The following is a 21,713-nucleotide window of genomic DNA, read 5'->3' as shown; positions in this document are numbered from 1 at the left end:
TCTATGCTCCCGCGTTGGCGGTGACGGTGTCGTTGAGCCAGTCGTAGCCGCGCTTCTCGAGCTCGTGCGCCAGCTCCGGGCCACCGGTCTTGACGATGCGGCCGTGCATGAAGACATGCACCACGTCGGGCTTGACGTAATCGAGGATCCGCTGGTAGTGAGTCACCAGCAGCACGCCGGTCTCGGGACTAGCAGACTGGTTGACACCCCTGGAAACGACCTTCAGGGCATCGATGTCGAGCCCGCTGTCGGTCTCGTCGAGCAGCGCGATCCTGGGTTCCAGCAGCAGCATCTGCATGATCTCCAGCCGCTTCTTCTCACCGCCGGAGAAGCCCTCGTTGAGGTAGCGGCCGGCGAATTCGCGCGGCACCTCGAGCACCTCGAAGGCCGCCTGCATCCTCTGCCGGAACTCCTTGACGGGAACATCCTGCCCGGTCCGCGCCGAGAGGGCGGCTCGCAGGAAGCTGGCCACGGTCACTCCGGGCACCGCCACGGGGTACTGGAAACCAAGGAACATGCCCCGGCGTGCGCGCTCGGAGGGCTCGAGCTCGGATACGTCCTGGCCGTCGAGCAGGATGGTGCCCTCGACGCGATAGGCGGGGTGCCCCATGAGCGCGGCCGCCAGCGTCGACTTGCCGGACCCGTTCGGCCCCATGAGCGCGTGTTTCTCACCAGCCCGGATGTCCAGATCGACACCCTTGACGATCTCCTTGTCCTCGACGTACACCCGCACGCCTCGGCAGGAGAACAGGCTCTGCTTCTCTGCGTTGTTAGTCATGAACCTTCAGGCTCCTTCGGAGAGGGCGCGTCCCACGCCCGTGTCTTGGTCGTCCATATCTTCCAGCGGCCAGAGCTGAGCGAGCTGGCCGTCCATGCTACGCTCGACCTGCAGGAGATCGGCGATGGAGGTCCTGTCCAGCAGTCCGGCCACCTGTTGCTGCAGATGCCGCCATACCGCGCGCAGTCCGCAATCCTCGGTGCGCGGGCAATCACCAGCCCCCTCGGGATTGGCCACGCAGGGGTGGTCGGGCGCCGGTTCGTTGCCCAGAGCCCGCAGCACGCTGGCCGTGGAGATGTCTTCGGGCCGGTGAGCCAGGGTGTAGCCGCCATGGCGTCCCCGCACGGCCTCGACCACTCCCCCGCGCCGCAACTGCCCCAGCAGCTTGGCCACCGTGGGCTCGGGCAGGCGCTCCAGCTGGGCCAGCTGGCCCAGGGTCTGCTGCTCGCCAGCCATGGCCAGCCGCATCACCAGTCGCACCGCCTGGTCCTCTGCCTTGGTGATTCTCAGCATGTCGACTGCTCTCGATCGAGTGAGAGGATGGTGGGCGGCACGTCTGGAACTTCGCTGGTGGGCGAGTTGCTCGCTCGCCGCTGGCCGCCCACGACCCTTTTCTACTAGATAACTTAAGTCCGATATTAAATACAATACCAATTTCGTCAATATATTTTTCTTGTGCCATCGAGATTGTGTCTGGCGGTCCACTGAGGCTTTTGAAAGCACCACGATGTAATAATGATGACAATTGGCATATTCTGTGGCCCCAGAACGGTCCGCCGATCGGCAGACACAATTTCCTTGGCACAAGTGGATGTTTCGATTGGGGGGTATTGGGTGTTATCTTGCGGCGTTCCCGGGCTTCCCCGGAAGCCCCGATCGCCGCCGACAACCCTGACCGCACCCAATCCCAGGGAGAGAATGGTTCATGTCCGCCGAACTGAACGCCACCGTCACCATGCGCTACGAGATCAACCACGGCCTACTCGTGTTGCAGGTCGCTCCCGACGAGGAGATGCAGCCGTTCACCGCCGGGCAATACACCATCCTGGGCTTGCCAGGGTCGGCGCCCCGCTATCACGTGGCCGATCCCGAGGACGCGCCGGCTGATCCGGACAAGGTCATCAAGCGGGCATACTCCATCGCTTCTTCCAGCCAGCAGGGGAAATTCTTCGAGTTCTTCGTGGCGCTGGTGCGATCCGGAGCCCTGACCCCGCGGCTCTTCGCACTGCAGCCCGGGGACCGGATCTTCCTGGGACGCCGGATCGTGGGCATGTTCACCCTCGAGGATGTGCCGCCGGAGAAGGACATCGTCTTCGTGGCCACGGGTACGGGCCTGGCCCCCTACATCAGCATGCTGCGCTCGCGCTACGCCTTCGATGCCGGAAACCGCACCGTGGTGGTGCACGGTAGCCGGGTCTCCTACGACCTGGGGTATCGCAGCGAGCTGGTGGGCCTCGCCTCGCGGTTCGAGAACCTCCACTACATGCCCATCATCGACCGCCCAGAGGCCGACCCCGGCTGGACCGGAAGCGTCGGTTTCGTGAACCGATTCTTCGAGGATGGCAGCGTCGCCGAGGCGCTGGGCCACGATCTCTCGCCGGAGAACAGCGTGGTCTTCCTCTGTGGAAATCCTCACATGGTCGACGGGATGATGAAGTATCTGGGGGACCGGGGGTTCCGCAAACACACGCGCAAGGAGCCCGGCGAGCTTTTCGTCGAGGAATTCTGGAAAGAGAGCTGATTCTGTCCGGCTCGAAAGATGAAGCTGGACATGGAAAAAACACACGCCATGCGCCCGGGGATGGGTTATGCTGTCTCCTCAGGCACCCGGAAACCAAGGATGCCCAGGTAACTTGCCCATCAAGGAGACCAGGACCGGATCATGCACGAAGAGCCCATCAATCAGGAATTCGACGACGAAAACGATAGTCGCGAATCCGAGGAGTTCGCCCAGCTCCTCGAGCAGAGTGAAGACAGTCAACCCGAACCCAAGCCTGGCGACAAGGTGACCGGCAAGGTCGTCCAGATCAGCCCCACCGAGGTGTTCATCGACGTGGGCTCGCGTCGCGAGTTGCCCATGGCGGCCGAGGAGCTCCAGGACCCCGAGGGCCAGCTCGCCGTGGCCGAGGGCGATGAAGTCACCGGCTACGTCGTCAAGGCCCAGGACGGTCTCGCCCTGACCAAGTCCATGAGCCCCGCCGACGCCGGCAAAGAGGCCATGCAGATGCTGCAGGACGCCCTGGCGGCTGGCGCACCGGTGACCGGCAAGGTCACCAGCACCAACAAGGGCGGATTCACCGTCGATCTCGGCGGACAGCGTGGCTTCTGCCCCTTCAGCCAGATGGACCTGCGACGCGTGGACGACCCCGACCCCTACGTCGGCACCAACCAGCAGTTCCGCATCCTCGAGATCTCGCCCGATGGCCGCAACATCGTGCTGAGCCGGCGGGCGCTGCTGCAGATGGAGCGCGAGGAGCAGGCGACCTCCACCCGGGAAGCCCTGGCTCCCGGCGCCGTGTTCCAGGGCGAGGTCACCCGTTTGATGCCCTATGGAGCGTTCGTCGACATCGGCGGAGTCGAGGGCCTGGTGCACATCTCCCAGATCAGCCACCAGCGGATCTCCGATCCTTCCGAGTTGCTCTCCGAGGGTCAGCAGGTGCGTGTCGAGGTGGTGGAGATCCAGAACCAGGGCGAGGGCCGGCGTGAGCGGATCAGCCTGTCCATGAAGACTCTGGCCGAGGATCCCTGGCCTGCCGATGCGGCGACCATGCCCGTCGGCGAGGACACCACCGGGACGGTGACGCGGCTGGTGGATTTCGGCGCCTTCGTCCAGCTCAAGCCTGGCATCGAGGGCCTGATCCACATCAGCGAGCTCTCCGAACGCCGTCTCGTCCATCCCCGCGAGGTGATCAACGAGGGTGACGAGATCTCGGTGCGCGTGCTCGAGGTCGACGTCAACCGTCGCCGGATCAGCCTCTCCCGCCGGCAGGCTGCCGATTACGCGGGCGACTAGACCGGAGACCGGGGCACGATCATAGCGAAGACCACGGCCGACCCTCTGGTTGGAGGGCCGGCCGTGTCCTTTGGAGGACCTGGGTGCGGATCAGACGCTGAGGTCGAGCATGCGCTGCAACGGCGCGAGGGCCCGGCGCGCCAGCTCGGGATCCAGGACCAGTTCGGGGCTGCGATCGCGCATGCAGGCGTGCAGCTTGGCCATGGTGTTCTTCCGCATGTGCGGGCAGAGGTTGCAGCTGCAGGTCTCGTCGGCGCCCGGAGCCGGGATCAGGACCTTGCCCGGGTTCTCCTTCTGCATCTGGTGCAGGATGCCCGGCTCGGTGACGACGATGATCTCGCGGGCCGGCGTCCGGCGGGCGAACGCGAGGATACTGCTGGTCGAGCCCACGTGGTCAGCCTGGTCCAGGATCACCCCCGGACACTCGGGATGCGCCGCCACCACCGCCTCGGGATGGGCCTCGCGCAGCTCTTCCAGCCGGATGGCGCTGAAGACCTCGTGGACCTCGCAGCTGCCATGCCACAGCACCAGGGGACGGCCGGTCTGCTCGCTGACCCAGCGGCCGAGGAATCGATCGGGGGCGAAGACCAGCGGCTGGTCGGCCGGGAAGCTCTCCACCATCTTGACCGCGTTGCTGCTGGTGCAGATGAGGTCGCTGAGGGCCTTGGTCGCCGCCGAGCAGTTGATGTAGCTGATCACCTTGTGGTCCGGGTACTGGGCCAGCCAGGCGGCGAACTCGTCGGCCGGACAGCCATCGGCCAGGCTGCAGCCAGCGGTGAGATCCGGCACCAGGACCTGCTTCTGGGGATTGAGGATCTTGGCGGTCTCGGCCATGAAGTGCACCCCGGCGAAGACGATCACCTCGCGGTCGGTCTCGGCGGCGCGCTGGGCGAGGTAGAGGCTGTCGCCGACATGGTCGGCGATGTCCTGGATGGCCGGCTCCTGGTAGAAATGGGCCAGGATCACCGCGTTGAGCTCTTCGCGCAGGCGTTCGATCTCGGCGACGTGGTCGACAGCCAACGCATCCTGGACAGGATTCCGGTTCATGGACTCGCCTTTCGGGTTGGGCTCCTGGCAGCAATTTCGTCACGGCGGCCGCCCACGGCAAGGTCGAAGCACCGCCGGTTGTCTGTGGACTTTCACCCTGCCAGTCATTACTTTTACCGAGATTGAAGCCATCGACCACGACGCGGCCGCCCCGCCCGGCGTGGTCTGAGGTCCGATCCTGCTGGAACGTTCCAAGCCAAGGGAGATGCCCACGATGACAGGTGTCCGGGCTTCCAACACCCGTCGCCCGCAAATGGTGGTCCTGGCCGTCCTGGCCCTGGGTCTGCTGCTGGCCGCTGGTTGCGGTGAAGACGACAAGAAACCCACCTACCCCCCCCAGCCCGAGCCTCCCGTGGGCAACTGGTTCAACGCGGTCTGGGGCAGCGGTGCCGACGACGTCTACGTCGTGGGTCGGCCTGGTCTGATCTACCACTGGAACGGCACCGACTGGGCACGTCAGGATAGCGGTACCGAGAGTACCCTGACCGACGTCTGGGGCGACGGCGCCGGAACGGTCTACATCACCGGTCACGGTGGCCTGATCCTGCGCAGCACCGGCGGCGGCTGGTCCAGCATGAACAGCGGCACCGACAAGGACCTCTACGCCATCGGCCGCTACCAGGACACCATCATGGCGACCGGCTTCAAGGGCACCTTGCGGCAGCTCAACGGCGGCACCTGGGGCCAGGGGCCCGACGAGGTCTACGTCCGGGACGAGAACCTCGCGGTCACCGACACCTTCAGCCTACGTACCGACGAGCGGGTCGAAAGCCTCACCGTGGTGACCGAGTATCACGTCGCCGGCTCCGATGGTTACATCCTCATGGAGGACCCCGAGACGGATTGGCTGCAGCGGCGGATCACCGGTGGTCTCGAGTGGATCACCAGCGGCACCTCGAGCGACCGTGTCTCCGGCAACTTCGTGGCCACCAGCGAGGGGCGGCTCTTCCAGATGCGGGCCGAGGACAACGGGCTCTACGCCTGGAGCGAGCGGTTCTCCCCCACGGCCAGCCTGGCCAGGATCGACTCGGTGAATTACGATCCGCCGCGGTACTTCTATACCAATTCACCAGCCCGGATCTATGGCCTCTACTCGGACGACGCGGACACCGTCTGGGCCGCGACCAACGATGGACGCATCAATCGCGTCGTCCCCGGCGCCACGCCGAACCTGGACGAATTCACCGAACTCTACAACGACGGCCTGGTGCTCTTCGACATCTGGGGGACCGACGGCACCAATCTCTATGCGGTCGGTATCGAGGGCCGCGTGTTGCACTTCCACGAGATCGCTCCCGGCGAGTACGGCTGGGAGCTCGAGGAAATGCCAGGCCTGCCCGAAGCCAAGAGCTATGCGGAAGTCTATGATAAATTCGGGGTGCTGGTCCAGTAGCCCCCCTGCTCTGTACCCCCGGCGAGCCCGGCCCCTGTGGCCGGGCTCCTTCCTGTCCCTACTCCCTGGAGGTCCCTCATGATTCAGCGCGCGAATGGTCGCTCGCTTCGACTCGCCATCCTGCTGGGTTGCCTGTTCATGGCGCTGCCCACCCTCGCCTACACGCCCGACGCCTCCGCGCCGCGCAGCGAGGTCCCCACCGAGTACCAGTGGCAGTGGGAGCATATCTTCCCCACCCTGGAAGCCTGGGAAGCCGAGCTGGCTGCCTTCGATCAGGACATTCCCACCCTGACCGAGTACCAGGGCCACCTCGGCGAATCCAAGGAAACGCTGAAGGACGCGCAGGAAGCGGTCTACGCCATGCTCAACCGCTTCTACAAGCTCATGGTCTACGCGCAGCTGCGCTTCGACATCAACCAGGGCGACAACGAGGCCCGCACGCGCCAGGGCCGCGTGGGCCAGCTGGGCCCGAAGTTCGGCCAGGCCACGGCCTGGATGCAGCCCGAGCTGCTGACCATCCCCCGCGAGACCATCGAGGGCTGGATGGCCGCGGATCCCGAGCTGGCCCAGTGGGAGTACTCGTTCAGCGAGATGTGGCGGACAGCTGAGCACACGCTGGACGCCAGCGGCGAGGGCCTGATGGCCATCACCGGCCGCATGCGCGGGACCCCGGGCGACGCCCACGAGGCGCTGCTGGGCGTGGACATCGAGTTCCCCGAGATCATCGGCACCGACGGCGAGCCCAAGCAGCTGACCCTGAACAACTTCGGCACCCTGCGCGCCGCCCCCACCTACGCGGTGCGCAAGCAGGCCGCCGAGGGCTTTTTCGGCACCCTGCGCGGCTACGAGAACACCTTCAGCGTGCTGCTCGACGGCGTGGTCAAGAACCACATCGCCACCAAGGAAGCCCGCGGCTACGAGACCTGCCTGCAGGCCTCGCTCGACGGTGACAACATCACCGAGCAGACCTACAAGAACCTGGTCACCACCATCCGCGAGAACCTGCCGCGGACCCTGCACAAGTACGTGACCCTGCGCAAGCAGGTCCTGGGCCTCGACGGTCCGGTGGACTTCGCCAACCTCTACAACCCCATGCTCGAGGACGTCGAGAAGGAGTACACCTACGAGGAGGGCGTGGAACTCGTCGCGCGCGGCCTCGAGCCCCTGGGCAAGGAGTACGTCGAGCAGGCCAAGATCGGCATGGATCCCCAGAGCGGCTGGACCGACGTCTTCCCCAACGAGGACAAGCGCTCGGGCGCCTACAGCAACGGCGTGCTGGCCAACGAGATCCACCCCTTCGTGCTGCAGAACTTCGACAACACCCTGGACGCTGTCTACACCTGCGCCCACGAGTACGGCCACGCCATGCACAGCTGGTACAGCAGCCACAACCAGCCGCCGCAGTACCGGGGCTATACCACGTTCCTGGCCGAGATCGCCTCGACCTGCAACGAGGCCCTGGTCACCAACTACCTGCTCGAGAAGTACGAGAAGGACACGGCCATGAAGCTCCTGCTGCTGAACCAGCGGCTCGAGAGCATCCGGCTGACCATCTTCCGCCAGACGCTGTTCGCGGACTTCGAGCTGGCGTTCCACGAGCACGCCGAGGCCGGCAACCCGCTGACCGCCGAGTGGCTCAACGCCAAGTACAAGGAGCTCATCGAGCTGTACTACGGCCCCGATTTCGCCATGGCTGAGAACGACGAGTGCGAGTGGATGTTCATCCCCCACTTCTACTACAACTTCTACGTCTTCACCTACGCCACCGGCCTGACCAGCGGTCTGGCCCTGGCCGAGCGCATCGAGGAGAACGGCGACAAGGCCGCCCGTCAGTACATCGACAACATGCTCAAGGGCGGCTCGAGCGCCCCGCCGCTGGACATCCTCCGCGAGGCCGGTGTCGACCTCGAGACCCCCGCTCCCATCCAGAGCGCCATGGACCTCTTCGCCGAGACCCTGGCCGAGTTCGAGAAGACCTGGGTGAAGGCCAACAAGATGTAGCCGAGCCCGGATCCTGGTCCCACGAGAGAGCCCCCGTCCCGAAAGGGCCGGGGGCTCTCCCCATCCAACGCAAGACCCCCGTGGGTCAGCGGGTCGAAACTCCGCAGCGCCCGAAGGGCGCGAGGACATTCGGCACGCTGACCCACGGGGGTCGCACTGGTAGGCCGCCCGGGACTCGAACCCAGCACCCTCTGCTTAAAAGGCAGATGCTCTAACCTGATGAGCTAGCGGCCCACGATTCCTTCGAAAAAGTAATCTACTCGCCCACCCCCGCCAAAACAAGCCTCCCCCCCGCACCCACGCGTGACGACCTGATCGTCGGGCGGGCAACTCCGCAGGCCGCCGGCCCGGCCGCATGGCCGGACCGGCGCCGAGGAAATGCCCGCACGACGGTCAGGTCGTCACCCCGGTGGGTGTGAGGATCATCTGCTCGCGCTCCTTGCCCACCGACACCCCCACGATCAGCACGCCGAGCGACCGCTCCAGGTACTCGAGGTACTTCCGGGCGCCCGCCGGCAGGTCGGCGAGCTTGCGCGCCTTGCCCGTGGGCTTCTCCCAGCCGGGCATCTCCTTGAGGAGCGGCTTGAGGCGGCAGTTCTCGTCGGGACGGATGGGGAAATCCTCGCGGCGTTCGCCGTCCAGGTCGTAGGCCTCGGCCACCTTGATGGCGGGCAGGGTGTCGAGCACGTCCAGCTTGGTGATCACCACGCCGGTGAGCCCGTTCACGCCGACGGCATAGCGCGCGGCCACCATGTCGAACCAGCCGCACCGGCGAGGCCTGCCGGTGGTGGCGCCGTACTCGCCGCCCAGCGTCCGCAGCTGCTCGCCATCCTCGGCCAGCAGCTCGGTGGGGAAGGGACCGTTGCCCACCCGCGTGCAGTACGCCTTGAACACGCCCACGATCTCGCCCAGGCTCCGCGGCGGCAGACCGGTGCCGGTGAGCGCCCCGCCCACGGTGCAGTTGCTGCTGGTGACGAAGGGGAAGGTGCCGTGGTCGACGTCCAGCAGCGTACCCTGGGCGCCCTCGAAGAGCGCCGACTCGGTGCCATTGCGCACGCCGCGCAGCGCGGTGAACCCGTCGACGATCATGGGACGCAACGTCTGGGCCAGGACCACCAGTTCCTCGGCCAGGACCTTGGCCGGGAGCGGCTCGGCGTCGTACTGGCCGGCCAGGACCTCGTTGGCCTCGAGGATGTGCTCGATGGCGATCCGCTCGAGCTTCTCCAGCGGCATGGCCAGATCGCCCAGGCGCATGCCCGAGCGTTGCAGCTTGTCCTGATAGGCGGGACCGATCCCCCGGCCGGTGGTGCCGATGGACTTGCGCTTGCGCAGTTCCTCGCGCAGTTCGTCGAGGCGCTTGTGGTAGGGCATGAGCAGCGACGCGGCGCTCGAGACCATGAGCCGGTCGCGAACCTTGATGCCCTGCTCCTCCAGGCCGACGATCTCGTCGCGCAGCGCCCAGGGGTCGATGACCATGCCGTTGCCGAGGTAGCAGCGCACGCCCTCGCGGAAGATGCCCGAGGGCACCAGGTGCACCACGTGCTCGCGCGAGCCGATCTGGATGGTGTGGCCGGCGTTGGCGCCGCCCTGGTAGCGGATGACCCAGTCGAATCCCTCGCCGAAGGCATCGATGATCTTGCCCTTGCCCTCGTCTCCCCACTGCCCACCGATGATGGTGCGGTTCTCCACGGTTACTCCTCGTACCGGCGCTCAGGAATTCGCCGGACAGCAAAAAAACAGCCCGCCGACGGGGGCGTCGCAGCGTGCGTCAGGCGAGCGGCCCGACGGCTGCTAATTCCGGTCGAACAGGGCTTTCAATTCACCCCAGGTCTTGTTGTCCACCATGGACCCGCCACAATCGGCGGGATCGCCAGGGTTACTCTGCAAGGTGTCCACATTGCCGTCGGCCTGACCATCGCCGTCGGCATCGCCCAGCTCCACGCCATTGGTGCAGTTGTCACCGTCGGAATCGAGTCCCGCCAGCGTTGCGTTCCAGACTCGGGCGTTGGCCAGGAAATCGGCGCCGAAACCGTTGAGCGCGAAGCTGCCCGCCGAAGGCGCTTCATCCACGTGGCAGATCAGGCACTGGAAGGGGTCGGTCACCGGTAGCTGGGCCAGGTCCGACTCGGTGGCCACGGCAGGCAGAGTCCAGCAAATCATGATCGCAACGACCATGACCAGACCGTATCCCCGGTACCGTTCCACGCGTGTCATGACCCGGATGCTCCTCTCCTGGGTTTGCTCTTCGGTACCCATTATATCGACGATATGCCACGAAAGTCAAACACCATGATCATTGGCCGCCAGGACCGCGTCGATCCAGCCCAACACCTCGGGACGACCCCGCTTCTTGCTGCTGGACGTGGGCAGGAAGGCCACATCCGCCGGGAGGTCCAGGTCAGCGATGATCTGGCGATAATTCTTCATCTGCTCGTTCTGCTTCAATTTATCGATCTTGGTGGCCACCACGGCGAAGGGATGGCCCGAACGCGCCACCCAGCGGGCTACCTCCAGATCCTGGGCACTGGGCGCGTGTCGGGCGTCCAGGAGGTGCAGGATCGCCAGGGGGCGGTCCTGGGTGGCCAGGAAACGCTCGAAGAGCTTCCACCAGCGTTCGCGCTCGGTGCGGGCCACCTTGGCATAGCCGTAGCCGGGCAGATCCACCAGCAGGAAGCGGTCGTCCACCCGGAAATAGTTCCACAGCCTGGTCTTGCCCGGCTGGCGGCTGATCCGCGCCATGCCCTTGCGCTGGAGCAGGAAGTTGATCAGCGACGATTTCCCGCAGTTGCTACGGCCGAGGAAGGCGAACTCGGGCAGATCCGGTTCGGGCCGGCTGGCGAGATCGGGGAAGCTGCCGATGAACTCGACCTGCATGATCAGCCCTCGTCGACCAGGGCCAGATCCAGCACGGCGTCCATGGTCTCCACCAGGTGCACCGTCAGTTCCTTGCGGATCACCGGACTCAGCTCGCGGAACTCCTTCTCGTTGTCCCGGGGAATCACGAGATGCTTGGCCCCGGCCCGGACCGCCGCCACGGCCTTCTCGGGAAGGCCCCCGATGGGCAGCACCTTGCCGCGCAGGGTCACCTCGCCGGTCATGGCCACGTCCTTGCGCACCAGCTTTCCGGTGAGCAGCGAGACCATGGCCGTGGCCATGGCCACACCCGCCGACGGGCCGTCCTTGGGAATGGCGCCCTCGGGAACGTGGATGTGCACCTGGTGCTCCTTGAACCAGTCGCTGCCTGTCTCGCGGCAGCGGGTGCGCGCGTAGCTGAGCGCGGTCTCGGCCGATTCCTTCATCACGTCCTTGAGGTTGCCCGTGAGCGTCAGCTTGCCGGCACCGGGCAGCGCGGCGGCCTCGATCTCCAGGATCTCGCCGCCGGCCTCGGTCCAGGCCAGGCCCACCACCACGCCGACCTCGGGATCGCGGTCGACCTGCTGGCGCTTGTAGCGCGGCACCCCCAGATAGCGCGTGATGGTGCGGGCGGTGACCGCGGCGGGATAGCGATCCTTCTCGGCGCGCTCCTTGGCCACCTTGCGGCAGACGGCGCCGATCTCGCGCTCGAGGTTGCGCACGCCGGCCTCGCGGGTGTAGCCGTCGACGATGGTCTGCAACGCCTTGCGCCGGAAGCCACCCGACCAGTCCTTGATCCCGTTGCGCTCGAGCTGGCGGGGGACCAGGAAACGTTCGGCGATGGCCAGCTTCTCGTGCTCCAGATAGCCCGGCAGCCGGATGATCTCCATGCGGTCCTCCAGCGCGGGCGGGATCGAATGCAGGCTGTTGGCGGTGGTCACGAACAACACCTGGGAGAGGTCGAAATCCACTTCCAGGTAGTGGTCGGAGAAGTGCGAGTTCTGCTCGGGGTCCAGGACCTCGAGCAGCGCCGAGGCCGGATCGCCGCGGTAGTCGGCGCCCATCTTGTCGATCTCGTCGAGCAGGAACACCGGGTTCTTGGTGCCGGCCTTGCGCAGCGATTCGATGATCCGACCGGGCTTGCTGCCGATGTAGGTGCGCCGGTGGCCGCGGATCTCGGCCTCGTCGCGCACGCCGCCCAGGCTGATGCGCACGAAGCGTCGGCCGAGGCTGTCGGCGATGCTCCGTCCCAGGCTGGTCTTGCCCACGCCGGGCGGGCCCACCAGGCAGAGGATCGAGCCCTGCATCTTCCGGGTCAGCTTGTAGACCGCCAGGAACTCGATGATGCGGTCCTTGACCTTGCTCAGGCCGTAGTGGTCGGCATCGAGGCGCTCGCGGACCTTCACCGTGTCGATGCGATCGCGCGACCGCTTCTTCCAGGGCAGGTCGAGCAAGGTGTCGAGGTAGTTGCGCACCACCGTGGCCTCGGGCGACATTCCCGGCATGCGCGCCAGCCTTGTCAGCTCGCGCTGGGCGATCTCGCGCGCCTCGGCCGTGAGGTCGCTCTCCTCGATGCGCTGGGCGTACTCCTCGGCCTCGCCGTCGTCGTCGGCCTGGTAGCCGAGCTCCTTGCGGATCGCGCGGAGCTGCTCGTTGAGGTAGAATTCGCGCTGATTCTTCTGGACCTGGCTCTGCACCTCGCTGTCGATGCGCTGCTCGATCTCCAGGATCTCCAGTTCGTCGGCCAGGATCTGGTTGATGCGGCTGAGCCGACGGTGCAGGCTCGGCTCGGCGAGCAGCTCCTGCTTGAGCGAGGTCTTGCCCAGGATGTAGGCCGAGATGGAGTCGGCCATGCGGTCGATCTCCTCGAGGTTCAGCACCGAGAGCAGGACCTCGTCGGGGAGGCGCTTGTTGAGCCGCACGTAGTCCTTGAAGCGGTCCTTGATCGAGCGGGTCAGCGCCTCGATCCGCGGGCCTTCCTCGCCCTCCTCGGCCAGGGGCGCCACCGTGGCGACCAGGTGGTCGCCCAGATCCTCGAGGTCTTCGAGGTGGACCCGGGCCAGCCCCTCCACCAGGATCTTGAGGGTCTCGTCCGGGGTCCGGATCACCTGCAGGACCTTGATCACCGTGCCGACCTCGTGGAGATCGTCGCGACCAGGCTCATCGGTGTCGGCCTCGCGCTGGGCGACGACACAGATCAGCTTCTCGGCATCCATGGCGGCTTCCACCGCGGCCACCGAGGCGGCGCGCCCCACCAGCAGGGGCGTGACCATGAAGGGGAACACCACCACGTCGCGCAGCGGCAACATCGGCAGCCGGGCGGGCACCACGTGGTCCTCGTCCTCGCGGTGGATCACGAATTCGCTGTAACCCATGTCGTCGAACTCCGCTCCATTCAAGTCGAGCGAGCCGGGCTGGGCCACGGCTCGCTCCATTGGTTCTCGCTTCGTGGGACCGTCCCTAGGCTTCCTTGAGGTCGGCGTCGGAATCGCCGCCGATGACCTCGGGCGCGGCACCCTCGGTGAGGGTCTCGCGGGTGATCACCACCCGGCGCACATCGTCCTGGGAGGGGATCTCGAACATCACGTCGCGCATGGCCGCCTCGATGATCGAACGCAGCCCCCGCGCCCCGGTGCCGCGCGTGATGGCCTCGTCGGCGATGGCCTCGAGCGCGCCGGGCGCGAAGACCAGCTCGACACCCTCCATGTCCATCAGCTTCTGGTACTGGCGGGTCAGGGCGTTGCGCGGTTCGGTGAGGATGCGCACCATGGACTGGCGGTCCAGTTCCTCGGTATGCACGGACACCGGCAACCGGCCGATGAGCTCGGGGATCAAGCCGTACTTCATCAGATCCTGGGGCTCGACCTGGGCCAGGACCTCGCCGCGCTTGAGCCGCTTCTTCGGCGCCTCCTCCTCGCGGCCGAAGCCCAGGGCGCCCATGCCGATCCGTCGGGTGACGATCTTCTCCAGGCCCTCGAAGGCGCCACCGCAGATGAAGAGGATGTTCCGCGTGTTGACCTCGAGGTACTTCTGCTGGGGATGCTTGCGACCGCCCTGGGGCGGCACGTTGGCCACGGTCCCCTCGAGGATCTTCAGGAGCGCCTGCTGCACCCCCTCGCCCGAGACGTCACGGGTGATGGAGGGATTGCCGCTCTTGCGACCGACCTTGTCGATCTCGTCGATGTAGATGATGCCCTGCTCGGCCGCCGGGATGTTGTAGTCCGCGGCCTGGAGCAGGCGCACCAGGATGTTCTCCACGTCCTCGCCCACGTAGCCGGCCTCGGTCAGCGCGGTGGCGTCGGCGATGGCGAAGGGGACGTTCAGATACCGGGCGAGGGTCTGCGCCAGCAAGGTCTTGCCCGTGCCGGTGTTGCCGATGAGCAGGATGTTGCTCTTGTCGATCTCGATCCCGTCGCGTCCGGCCTTCTGGTGGATCCGCTTGTAGTGGTTATAGACGGCCACCGACAGCGAGATCTTGGCCTCTTCCTGACCGATGACGTACTGGTCCAGGTGGTCCTTGATCTCCAGCGGCTTGGGGAACTCGGGCGGCGCGAGCGCCGCCTCGTCCATGAGCTCTCCCTCGAGGATGTCGTTGCAGAGCTTGATGCACTCGTTGCAGATGTACACGCTGTTGGGCCCGGCCACGAGCTTGGCGACCTCGTCCTGGCCACGGGCGCAGAACGAGCACTTGATCATCTGGGGGCTGCCGTTCTGGCGGCGCTTCATGATTCCTCCAGCCAGCGTCGATGCACACCCTCGCGGGTGTCCCGGCGTCTATTTTTTCTTGGACTCGATCTCTTGCCGGTTCTCGATGACCTTGTCCACCAGACCATAATCCTTGGCCTCATCGGCGGACATGAAGAAATCGCGGTCACTATCCTTCTCGATCTTATCGTGGGTCTGGCCCGTGTGCTTGGCGAGGATGGCGTAGAGCTTGTCGCGGATCTTGAGGATTTCCTTGGTGTAGATCTCGATCATGCTGGCCTGGCCCTGGCTGCCTCCCAGCGGTTGATGGATCATCACCCGGGAGTTCTTCAGGGCCGAACGCTTGCCCGCGGCACCCGCCGCCAGGAGCACGGCACCCATGCTCGAAGCCTGTCCCATGCAAATAGTTACGACATCATTGGTAATGTATTGCATGGTGTCGTAGATAGCAAGACCGGCCGAGACGCTGCCGCCGGGGCTGTTGACGTAAAGATAGATGTCCCGCTCCGGATCCTCGGCCTGCAGATACAGCATCTGGGCGATGATCAGGTTGGCGACGTTATCGTCCACAGGCGAGCCCAGGAAGATGATCCGATCCTTCAGCAGCCGCGAATAGATGTCATATCCGCGCTCGCCGTGCCCGGTCTGCTCCACCACCATCGGAACCAGCATGGTCACTCCTTTGCCACTCGTGGGGTCGACACTGCGTCCCCGAGTCACTGGTTACCCCACGCACGGGGTCGGGTTCCCGATCATCATACAGCCTGACGGTCGTGCCGTCAGCCCTGGTCTCCATCCTCCGTCGATTCTCCGTCCTCGGCCGCGGGGGTCACCGCGGCGCGCGACAGCAGGAAATCGTAGGTCTTCCGCTCCTCGAGGCCACGCAGGATGCGATCGCGCTCCTCGCCATGGCTCAGATACTCGCGGAATTTCTCGAGGTCGAAGCCGTTCTCGGCGGCGACGGAGGCGATCTTCTCCTCGATCTCCTCCTCGCTCACCTCGAGCTTCTCCTGCTCCCGGACCGACTCGAGCAGGAACATGCCCTTGATCTGCCGCTCGGCCACCGGACGGGCCGCCTCGCGGTACTGCTGCTCGTCCTCCTCGGAGACCGGCCGCCCCATCTGCTGGCTGCGCTTGTGCATGTCCTGCAGTCCGGCCTGGATCCAGGCGTTCACCATGCTCGGCGGCACGGGAACCTCGTTGCGGGCGATGAGCTGGTCGAGCACCTGTTCGTCCATGTCCTGGACCGCTCGCTTCTCGGCTTCCTTCTCGAGGCCCTCGCGGATGCGACCCCGCAACTCGAGCAGGGTCTGCCCCTCCTCCAGCTGCGCGGCGAAGGCGTCGTCGGCCTCGGGCACCACCTTCTGGCGCACCGAATCGATCTGGCAGACGAACGTCACGGTGCGCCCCTTCATGTCCTCGTTGGGATACTCCTCGGGGTACTCCACCTCGACCTCGCGCTCCTGTCCGGCCTCGGCCCCGAGGAGCGCCTCGTTGAAGGCCGGCAGATTCTGCTCGCCTCCCACGATCAGCTTCTGTTCCTTGAGCCGCTTGTCCTCTTCCAGCGAGCCGTCGTCCAGTCGGGGCACCAGGTCGAGCACGACCTCGTCGCCCTCGGCCGCGGCGCGCTCCACCGGCTCGAAGAAGGACCGGCTGTCGCGCAGCCGCTCCAGCACCTGGTCGACCTCGGCGCTGGTGACTTCCACCTTCCGCTCCTCGACCGGCAGGTTCTCGTAATCCACCGCGGTCACCTCGGGGCGGATCTCCACCTTGAGGTCGAACGCCAGATCCTTGTCGTCGTCGAAGACGAGATTCTCCAGCGCGGGCTCGGTGATGGGGTACAGACCGTGTTCCACCACGGCCGCGCGGTAGGCCTGGGGCACGATGGCCTCGAAGGTCTCGGCGCGCAGCCGACCTCCCAGTTCCTTCTCGACGATGGCCAGCGGCGTCTTGCCCTTGCGGAACCCGGGACGCTGGTGGCTCTTGACGGCGGCGGCGAGGCGCTGCCGGTATTGACGGTCGTACTCGCTGCGTGGCACCTCCACCTTGATGACCCGCTGCCAGGGCTCGGGTGTCTCCACGGTGAGACGGAAGGGGGTGGTGGTGTTCTCGGACATGGATGACCTACCTCGTTGACGGGCCGGCGCCGCGGGCGCAGGCTGGCCTGGTGCGAGAGGGGGGACTCGAACCCCCACGGGTTGCCCCACAGGGACCTAAACCCTGCGCGTCTACCAGTTCCGCCACTCTCGCAAAAACGGTCCGAGAAGGCTCGGACCTGCAAAGACGCTGATGGGCAGTATTCTCGCCCTCGGACGCCCAATGTAGCCCGGCCGTCAAATGAGGTCAAGCAAGGTCGGCGCCCGCCGGACCGGTCATTTCAGCTTGCGGTAGATGGTGCGGGAGGTGATCCCCAGGATGCGCGCGGCGGTCTCCTTGTCGCCGTCGGTGCTCTGGAGCGTGGCCTCGATGAGTTGCATCTCGGCCTGGCGCAGGGGCGTGCCCACCGGGATCACCACCTGCTCGAACCGTGATTTGCCGGCGAGCACCGTGGGCGGCAGGGCATCGGCATCCACGAAGGGCCCCTTGCTCATGACCACGCACCGCTCGATGCAGTTCTCGAGCTCGCGGACGTTACCGGGCCAGGAATGGCGGCTGAGCGCGGCCACCGCCTGGCGCGTGAATCCGCCCAGGTTCTTGTTGTTCTTCTGGTTGTAGACCTGCAGGAAGTAGTTGGCCAGCAGCACCACGTCCTCGCCGCGATGGCGCAGGGGCGGCAGCTCGATGTTGATGACATTCAGCCGGTAGAAGAGGTCCTCGCGGAATTCTCCTCGCGCCACCTTGGCGGCGAGATCGGCGTTGGTGGCAGCCAGCAGGCGGACATCCGCCGAACGGGTCTCGCTGCTGCCCAGCCGCTCGAAGGTCCCCTCCTGGATCACCCGCAGCAGCTTGACCTGGGTCGTCGAGCTCATCTCCCCCACCTCGTCGAGGAAGAGGGTGCCGCCGTCGGCCATCTCGAACCGGCCCGTGCGCCGGCCTACCGCGCCCGTGAAGGCCCCCGGCTCGTAGCCGAAGAGCTCGGCCTCGAGCAGGGTCTCGGGCAGGGCCGCGCAGCTGACCTTCACCAGCGGCTGCTTCCGCCGCTCGCTCCAGCGGTGCACCGCATCGGCGAAGACCTCCTTGCCCGTCCCGCTCTCCCCGGTCAAAAGCACCGTGGCAGTGCTGGGCGCGACCTGCCGCGCCGTCTCCACCGCCTGCCGCATGACATCGCTGTTGCCGATGATGTCGTGACGGTCCTGGATCTCCTCCAGCTGGCGGCGCAGTTCGAGGTTCTCGGCGAGCAATTGCTGCTTTTCCAGCGCCTTGCGCACGGTCTTGAGCGTGATGGCCGAAGTGAAGGGCTTCTCCACGAAGTCGTAGGCCCCGAGCTTCATGGCGTCCACGGCCGCCTCGATGGTGCCGTGCCCCGTGATCACCACGAACTCGGTCTCGGGCGAGAGCACCTTGCCGGTCTTCAGGAGGTCCAGGCCACCCATGCGCGGCATGATCAGATCGGTGAGCACCAGATGGATCTCGTGCTGCCGCAACGCCTGCAGCGCCTGTTCGCCATCGCCGGCGGTGAGCACCTCGTACCCGTTGCGGGACAACAGCTTGTCCAGCGCACGACAGAGTTCGGGTTCGTCGTCCACCACCAGGACCCGGGCCGGCGGCCCGGCGGGTCTGGGGTCGGCGTTCTGGTCGGTCATGAAGCCCTCCACGGCCATGGGATCGCGAGCCAGGACAGAGTGTCGGTGCCGGCCGGCGGTGTCAAGACCCCTTCCGCCCAGATCCCCTGTTGACGGCGCTCCTGGACGCGTTACCTTCCTCTCTTCCCTCGAAACGCCCACCGCCCTGAAGAGGTTTCCAAGATGTGGCAGCGCAATAGATTCCTGACCTCTTTCCTGCTGGTCACCGGCCTGCTGGCCACCGCCGCACTGGCCGGCCCGCGCCCGCGCCTGGCACCCATCCGCCAGGCCGAGAACTGGGCCCCGCTGGCCGACCCTGCCCTGCGCACCGAACCCCTCGACGCGCTGAAATACATCGGCCTGGGCGCACCCGGCCGCTTCCTGACCCTGGGCGCCGAGGTCCGCCTGCTCCACGAGTACTACGAGAACGAGGACTGGGGCGACGGCGCCCAGCTCGCCGGTGGTTCGTGGCTGCTGCGCACCCTCGTCCACGCCGACACGCGCATTGGCCGCCATGTCCGCGTCTACGGTCAGCTAGGCAGTGGCCTGGAGAGCGGTCGTGTGGGCGGACCGCGGCCGGCCGACGAGGCGGACCTCTATCTCAACGCCCTCTTCCTCGAACTCGGCCACGACCTGGACGACGGCTCACGCCTCGACCTCCGTCTGGGACGCATGGAACTCAGCTACGGCTGGGGACGCCTGGTCTGCTTCCGCGGCCGCCCCACGCTCAAGCGCAGCCACGACGGCGGTCTGGTCCGCTGGGCCAAGGGCAAGCGCCGGACCGACTTGCTGCTGACCTGGGACGTCCGGCGCCAGGACGGCGTCTTCGCCAGCGAGCGTCTCGACGATTTCCGCCTGCTGGGCCTCTACCACACCCAGCCCCTGGGCGGCGGCCACAGCGCCGACCTGTACGTCTTGAACACCGACCGTGCCGCGCAGGCCTATTTCCTCGACCCCGCGAGTCCCGTCCCCACCAGCGCCGCCGAGGTCCGCACCTCGCTCGGTGCACGCTGGGAATATCGGCAGGGCATCTTCTACACCGATCTCGAGGCCACCTATCAGCTGGGCACCTACAAGCCGGCCGGCCAGCCGTCGCTGAACATCAGCGCGCTGGGCCTGGGCACCATGACCCGCCTGCGCTGGCAACATGGCTGGCGGCCCGAACTGGGCCTGGACCTGGGCTACACCACCGGCGATGATGACCCCGCCGACGGCACTCTCGGCACCTTCCGCTCCCCCGCGCCCGGCGCGTTCTTCCTGGGCGGCGGCCATTATCTCGGCTACGGGAACCTGGGCCTGGCGCATCTCCTCGGCGCGGTCCGCCCCACGGCTCCGGTCCGCGTCCAGGCCGGCGTGTTCCTGTTCTGGCGCGATCAGCCGAGCGACGGCAGCTATGCCCTGCCGGGCCGGCCGTACCTGCCGCCTGCCGACACCAGGGAGCTGGGCTGGACCCCCGAACTGATCGTCACCTGGCAAGCCGCCCCCTACACGACCCTCGAGGTCGAGGTCACGCCCTACGCTCCAGCAGCCTACCAGGACCTTGTCACTGCCGGCGAGGACATGCTCTTCGTCAGCTCCAAGGTGACCTTCCTGTTCTAGCCCGTGGTTGGACGTTCACGGTGCATGATGTAGATTCCGGGGAATGCGTCATCGCGGGCATGGCCCGCGCCCTAACCGAGCGAAGGACGACCCATGACCGAATCTTCCCAGACTTCCGGCCTGTCCTGGCGCTTCTCCAAGGCGTTCTGGATCGCCAACGGGGTCGAGCTGCTCGAGCGCGCCGCCTGGTACGGCGTGTTCGTGGCCATCACCCTCTACCTCAGCCGCATCCTGGCGTTCACCGACATCGAGGCCGCCATGATCAGCGGCACGTTCACCGCCGGCCTCTACTTCCTGCCCACCTTCAGCGGCGCCTTCGCCGACAAGATGGGATTCCGGGCGTCGCTCCTGCTGGCGTTCGGCCTCTTGACCATCGGCTACGCCAGCATGTGGCTCCTGCCGACCCTCTTCGAGAGCGCCGGGCTCGTGCAGTACGGGGTGGCCGCCCCCGATTCGGACCTGGCCGACTCGGTGGGCAACATCGTCGTCTTCAACGGACTGGACACCACCTGGCACCACTGGCTGTTCATCCCGGTGATGCTGGTGATCATGGTCGGCGGGTCGTTCATCAAGTCGGTGATCACCGGCACGGTGGCGCGCGAGACCACCGAGGCCAACCGCGCCCGCGGCTACTCGGTCTTCTACGCCATGGTCAACATCGGCGCATTCTCGGGCAAGACCATCGTCAAGCCGCTGCGAGATTCGCTGGGCAACGAGGGCTACATCGTCCTGAATCTCTTCGCCGCCGCCATGACCCTGATGGCGTTCATCCTGGTCCTCGTCTTCTACCGGAGCGCACGGCACGAGGGGAAGGTCAAGGACCTCGGCGAGATCGTCCAAGCGCTCGTCGCCGTGCTCACCCGTGCACGCCTGATCACCCTGATCCTGATCATCACCGGCTTCTGGATGGTCCAGCACCAGCTCTACGCCTCCATGCCCAAGTACATCCTGCGCATGGTGGGCGAGGGCGCCTCGCCGTCGTGGTACGCCAACGTCAATCCCGCCGTGGTGGTGCTCACCGTGGGCTGGGTGACCCAGCTGCTGCGCCGGCGGACCGCGCTGTTCTCCATGACCTTCGGCATGTTCATCATGCCGGTCTCGGCGCTGTGCATGGCGTCGGGCAACATGTTCGGCGCACCGATCCTGGGCATGCACCCCGTGGCGTTCATGATGATCGTGGGCATCGCCTTCCAGGGCCTGGCCGAGAGCTTCATCTCGCCGCGCTTCCTCGAGTACTTCTCGCTCCAAGCCCCCAAGGGCGAGGAGGGGCTGTACCTGGGCTTCAGCCACCTGCACTCGTTCATCTCGGCGATCCTGGGCTTCTTCCTCTCGGGCGTGCTGCTCGAGAACTTCTGCCCCGATCCCAAGACCCTCACCGCCGCCGAGCAGGCCCAGCGGTTGGCCGCGCTGGCCGGCGATGGCCCCATGCCGGCGGCCTATGCCCACGCCCACTACCTGTGGTTCGTCTTCGTGGGCATCGCGCTGTTCTCGGCCCTCGCGCTCATCGTCTTCGGACAGGTGACGCGGCGGATCGATGCGCGGCAGTCTGCTGCCGACCTGGACTGAGGCGGCGCCAGCACCGGACATGACAACGGCCCCGCC

The 21,713-nt window shown here is 66.2% G+C and carries 17 protein-coding genes and 2 tRNA genes; 6 read left to right on the top strand and 13 right to left on the bottom strand.

Features of this window, described 5'->3' with window-relative positions:
* Position 1 precedes the first annotated feature (1 nt).
* Both sufC and IFSED24_RS02955 read right to left on the bottom strand, forming a co-directional pair.
* Positions 2-778: a Fe-S cluster assembly ATPase SufC gene (gene sufC / locus IFSED24_RS02960; RefSeq protein WP_491333733.1), complete on the bottom strand. Its 777-nt coding sequence runs from the start codon at positions 776-778 to the stop codon at positions 2-4.
* 6 nt (positions 779-784) lie between these two features.
* Complete coding sequence (locus IFSED24_RS02955; protein WP_491333732.1) at positions 785-1,291, bottom strand: RrF2 family transcriptional regulator; 507 nt, start codon at positions 1,289-1,291, stop codon at positions 785-787.
* 412 nt (positions 1,292-1,703) lie between these two features.
* Between IFSED24_RS02955 and IFSED24_RS02950 the strand changes: the two genes are divergently transcribed.
* Positions 1,704-2,519, top strand: a complete 816-nt coding sequence (locus tag IFSED24_RS02950) for a ferredoxin--NADP reductase (RefSeq protein WP_491333731.1) — start codon at positions 1,704-1,706, stop codon at positions 2,517-2,519.
* 141 nt (positions 2,520-2,660) lie between these two features.
* Positions 2,661-3,791 (top strand): 30S ribosomal protein S1, encoded by a 1,131-nt coding sequence (locus IFSED24_RS02945; RefSeq protein ID WP_491333730.1) that lies wholly within the window; start codon positions 2,661-2,663, stop codon positions 3,789-3,791.
* Positions 3,792-3,881: 90 nt separating this feature from the next.
* Here the strand turns inward: IFSED24_RS02945 and nadA are convergent, their stop codons facing one another.
* Positions 3,882-4,838 carry a quinolinate synthase NadA gene (nadA, locus tag IFSED24_RS02940; protein WP_491333729.1) on the bottom strand — a complete coding sequence of 319 codons (957 nt, stop codon included), beginning with the start codon at positions 4,836-4,838 and terminating at the stop codon, positions 3,882-3,884.
* A gap of 214 nt (positions 4,839-5,052) precedes the next feature.
* On the opposite strand from nadA, the gene IFSED24_RS02935 reads away from it, so the two are divergent.
* Both IFSED24_RS02935 and pepF read left to right on the top strand, forming a co-directional pair.
* Positions 5,053-6,231, top strand: a complete 1,179-nt coding sequence (locus IFSED24_RS02935; RefSeq protein WP_491333728.1) for a WD40/YVTN/BNR-like repeat-containing protein — start codon at positions 5,053-5,055, stop codon at positions 6,229-6,231.
* Positions 6,232-6,309: 78 nt separating this feature from the next.
* On the top strand, positions 6,310-8,232 hold the full coding sequence (pepF, locus tag IFSED24_RS02930) for an oligoendopeptidase F (RefSeq protein ID WP_491333727.1): 1,923 nt from the start codon (positions 6,310-6,312) through the stop codon (positions 8,230-8,232).
* A gap of 157 nt (positions 8,233-8,389) precedes the next feature.
* Here pepF and IFSED24_RS02925 read toward each other — a convergent pair.
* The 10 genes from IFSED24_RS02925 to IFSED24_RS02880 form a co-directional block, all read right to left on the bottom strand.
* Positions 8,390-8,466, bottom strand: a tRNA-Lys gene (locus tag IFSED24_RS02925).
* 159 nt (positions 8,467-8,625) lie between these two features.
* Complete coding sequence (locus IFSED24_RS02920; protein ID WP_491333726.1) at positions 8,626-9,921, bottom strand: adenylosuccinate synthase; 1,296 nt, start codon at positions 9,919-9,921, stop codon at positions 8,626-8,628.
* Positions 9,922-10,023: 102 nt separating this feature from the next.
* A complete protein-coding gene (locus tag IFSED24_RS02915; RefSeq protein ID WP_491333725.1) occupies positions 10,024-10,446 on the bottom strand; it encodes a hypothetical protein in 423 nt (140 codons plus the stop codon).
* A 66-nt stretch (positions 10,447-10,512) separates the two neighbouring features.
* Positions 10,513-11,106: a ribosome biogenesis GTP-binding protein YihA/YsxC gene (yihA, locus tag IFSED24_RS02910; RefSeq protein ID WP_491333724.1), complete on the bottom strand. Its 594-nt coding sequence runs from the start codon at positions 11,104-11,106 to the stop codon at positions 10,513-10,515.
* A 2-nt stretch (positions 11,107-11,108) separates the two neighbouring features.
* The gene (lon, locus tag IFSED24_RS02905; RefSeq protein WP_491333723.1) at positions 11,109-13,520 is read right to left on the bottom strand and encodes an endopeptidase La; all 2,412 of its coding nucleotides are present in this window, start codon (positions 13,518-13,520) and stop codon (positions 11,109-11,111) included.
* Between the two features lie 25 nt (positions 13,521-13,545).
* The gene (gene clpX, locus IFSED24_RS02900) at positions 13,546-14,811 is read right to left on the bottom strand and encodes an ATP-dependent Clp protease ATP-binding subunit ClpX (protein ID WP_491333722.1); all 1,266 of its coding nucleotides are present in this window, start codon (positions 14,809-14,811) and stop codon (positions 13,546-13,548) included.
* Positions 14,812-14,859: 48 nt separating this feature from the next.
* Positions 14,860-15,462, bottom strand: a complete 603-nt coding sequence (gene clpP / locus IFSED24_RS02895) for an ATP-dependent Clp endopeptidase proteolytic subunit ClpP (protein WP_491333721.1) — start codon at positions 15,460-15,462, stop codon at positions 14,860-14,862.
* Positions 15,463-15,569: 107 nt separating this feature from the next.
* Positions 15,570-16,907 (bottom strand): trigger factor, encoded by a 1,338-nt coding sequence (tig, locus tag IFSED24_RS02890; protein ID WP_491333720.1) that lies wholly within the window; start codon positions 16,905-16,907, stop codon positions 15,570-15,572.
* Positions 16,908-16,955: 48 nt separating this feature from the next.
* Positions 16,956-17,040: transfer RNA gene (locus IFSED24_RS02885), tRNA-Leu, on the bottom strand.
* A gap of 122 nt (positions 17,041-17,162) precedes the next feature.
* Positions 17,163-18,533 (bottom strand): sigma-54-dependent transcriptional regulator, encoded by a 1,371-nt coding sequence (locus IFSED24_RS02880; protein ID WP_491333719.1) that lies wholly within the window; start codon positions 18,531-18,533, stop codon positions 17,163-17,165.
* Between the two features lie 162 nt (positions 18,534-18,695).
* Between IFSED24_RS02880 and IFSED24_RS02875 the strand changes: the two genes are divergently transcribed.
* Both IFSED24_RS02875 and IFSED24_RS02870 read left to right on the top strand, forming a co-directional pair.
* Positions 18,696-20,111 (top strand): alginate export family protein, encoded by a 1,416-nt coding sequence (locus IFSED24_RS02875; RefSeq protein WP_491333718.1) that lies wholly within the window; start codon positions 18,696-18,698, stop codon positions 20,109-20,111.
* A gap of 93 nt (positions 20,112-20,204) precedes the next feature.
* A complete protein-coding gene (locus tag IFSED24_RS02870) occupies positions 20,205-21,677 on the top strand; it encodes an MFS transporter (protein ID WP_491333717.1) in 1,473 nt (490 codons plus the stop codon).
* Positions 21,678-21,713 lie beyond the last annotated feature (36 nt).

This window comes from Candidatus Latescibacter sp. IFSED24, from assembly GCF_058273205.1.
Note: the sequence above shows the minus strand (reverse complement) of the source record. Positions and strands in the feature narration are given on the sequence as shown.

Bases quoted from the DNA above. Each gene is read 5' to 3' on its own strand.
- tig (WP_491333720.1), bottom strand. From the start codon at position 16,907: ATGTCCGAGAACACCACCACCCCCTTCCGTCTCACCGTGGAGACACCC.
- IFSED24_RS02915 (WP_491333725.1), bottom strand. From the start codon at position 10,446: ATGACACGCGTGGAACGGTACCGGGGATACGGTCTGGTCATGGTCGTT.
- sufC (WP_491333733.1), bottom strand. From the start codon at position 778: ATGACTAACAACGCAGAGAAGCAGAGCCTGTTCTCCTGCCGAGGCGTG.
- lon (WP_491333723.1), bottom strand. From the start codon at position 13,520: ATGGAGCGAGCCGTGGCCCAGCCCGGCTCGCTCGACTTGAATGGAGCG.
- IFSED24_RS02870 (WP_491333717.1), top strand. From the start codon at position 20,205: ATGACCGAATCTTCCCAGACTTCCGGCCTGTCCTGGCGCTTCTCCAAG.
- pepF (WP_491333727.1), top strand. From the start codon at position 6,310: ATGATTCAGCGCGCGAATGGTCGCTCGCTTCGACTCGCCATCCTGCTG.
- clpP (WP_491333721.1), bottom strand. From the start codon at position 15,462: ATGCTGGTTCCGATGGTGGTGGAGCAGACCGGGCACGGCGAGCGCGGA.
- IFSED24_RS02935 (WP_491333728.1), top strand. From the start codon at position 5,053: ATGACAGGTGTCCGGGCTTCCAACACCCGTCGCCCGCAAATGGTGGTC.
- IFSED24_RS02875 (WP_491333718.1), top strand. From the start codon at position 18,696: ATGTGGCAGCGCAATAGATTCCTGACCTCTTTCCTGCTGGTCACCGGC.
- clpX (WP_491333722.1), bottom strand. From the start codon at position 14,811: ATGAAGCGCCGCCAGAACGGCAGCCCCCAGATGATCAAGTGCTCGTTC.
- IFSED24_RS02950 (WP_491333731.1), top strand. From the start codon at position 1,704: ATGTCCGCCGAACTGAACGCCACCGTCACCATGCGCTACGAGATCAAC.
- IFSED24_RS02880 (WP_491333719.1), bottom strand. From the start codon at position 18,533: ATGACCGACCAGAACGCCGACCCCAGACCCGCCGGGCCGCCGGCCCGG.
- yihA (WP_491333724.1), bottom strand. From the start codon at position 11,106: ATGCAGGTCGAGTTCATCGGCAGCTTCCCCGATCTCGCCAGCCGGCCC.
- IFSED24_RS02945 (WP_491333730.1), top strand. From the start codon at position 2,661: ATGCACGAAGAGCCCATCAATCAGGAATTCGACGACGAAAACGATAGT.
- nadA (WP_491333729.1), bottom strand. From the start codon at position 4,838: ATGAACCGGAATCCTGTCCAGGATGCGTTGGCTGTCGACCACGTCGCC.
- IFSED24_RS02955 (WP_491333732.1), bottom strand. From the start codon at position 1,291: ATGCTGAGAATCACCAAGGCAGAGGACCAGGCGGTGCGACTGGTGATG.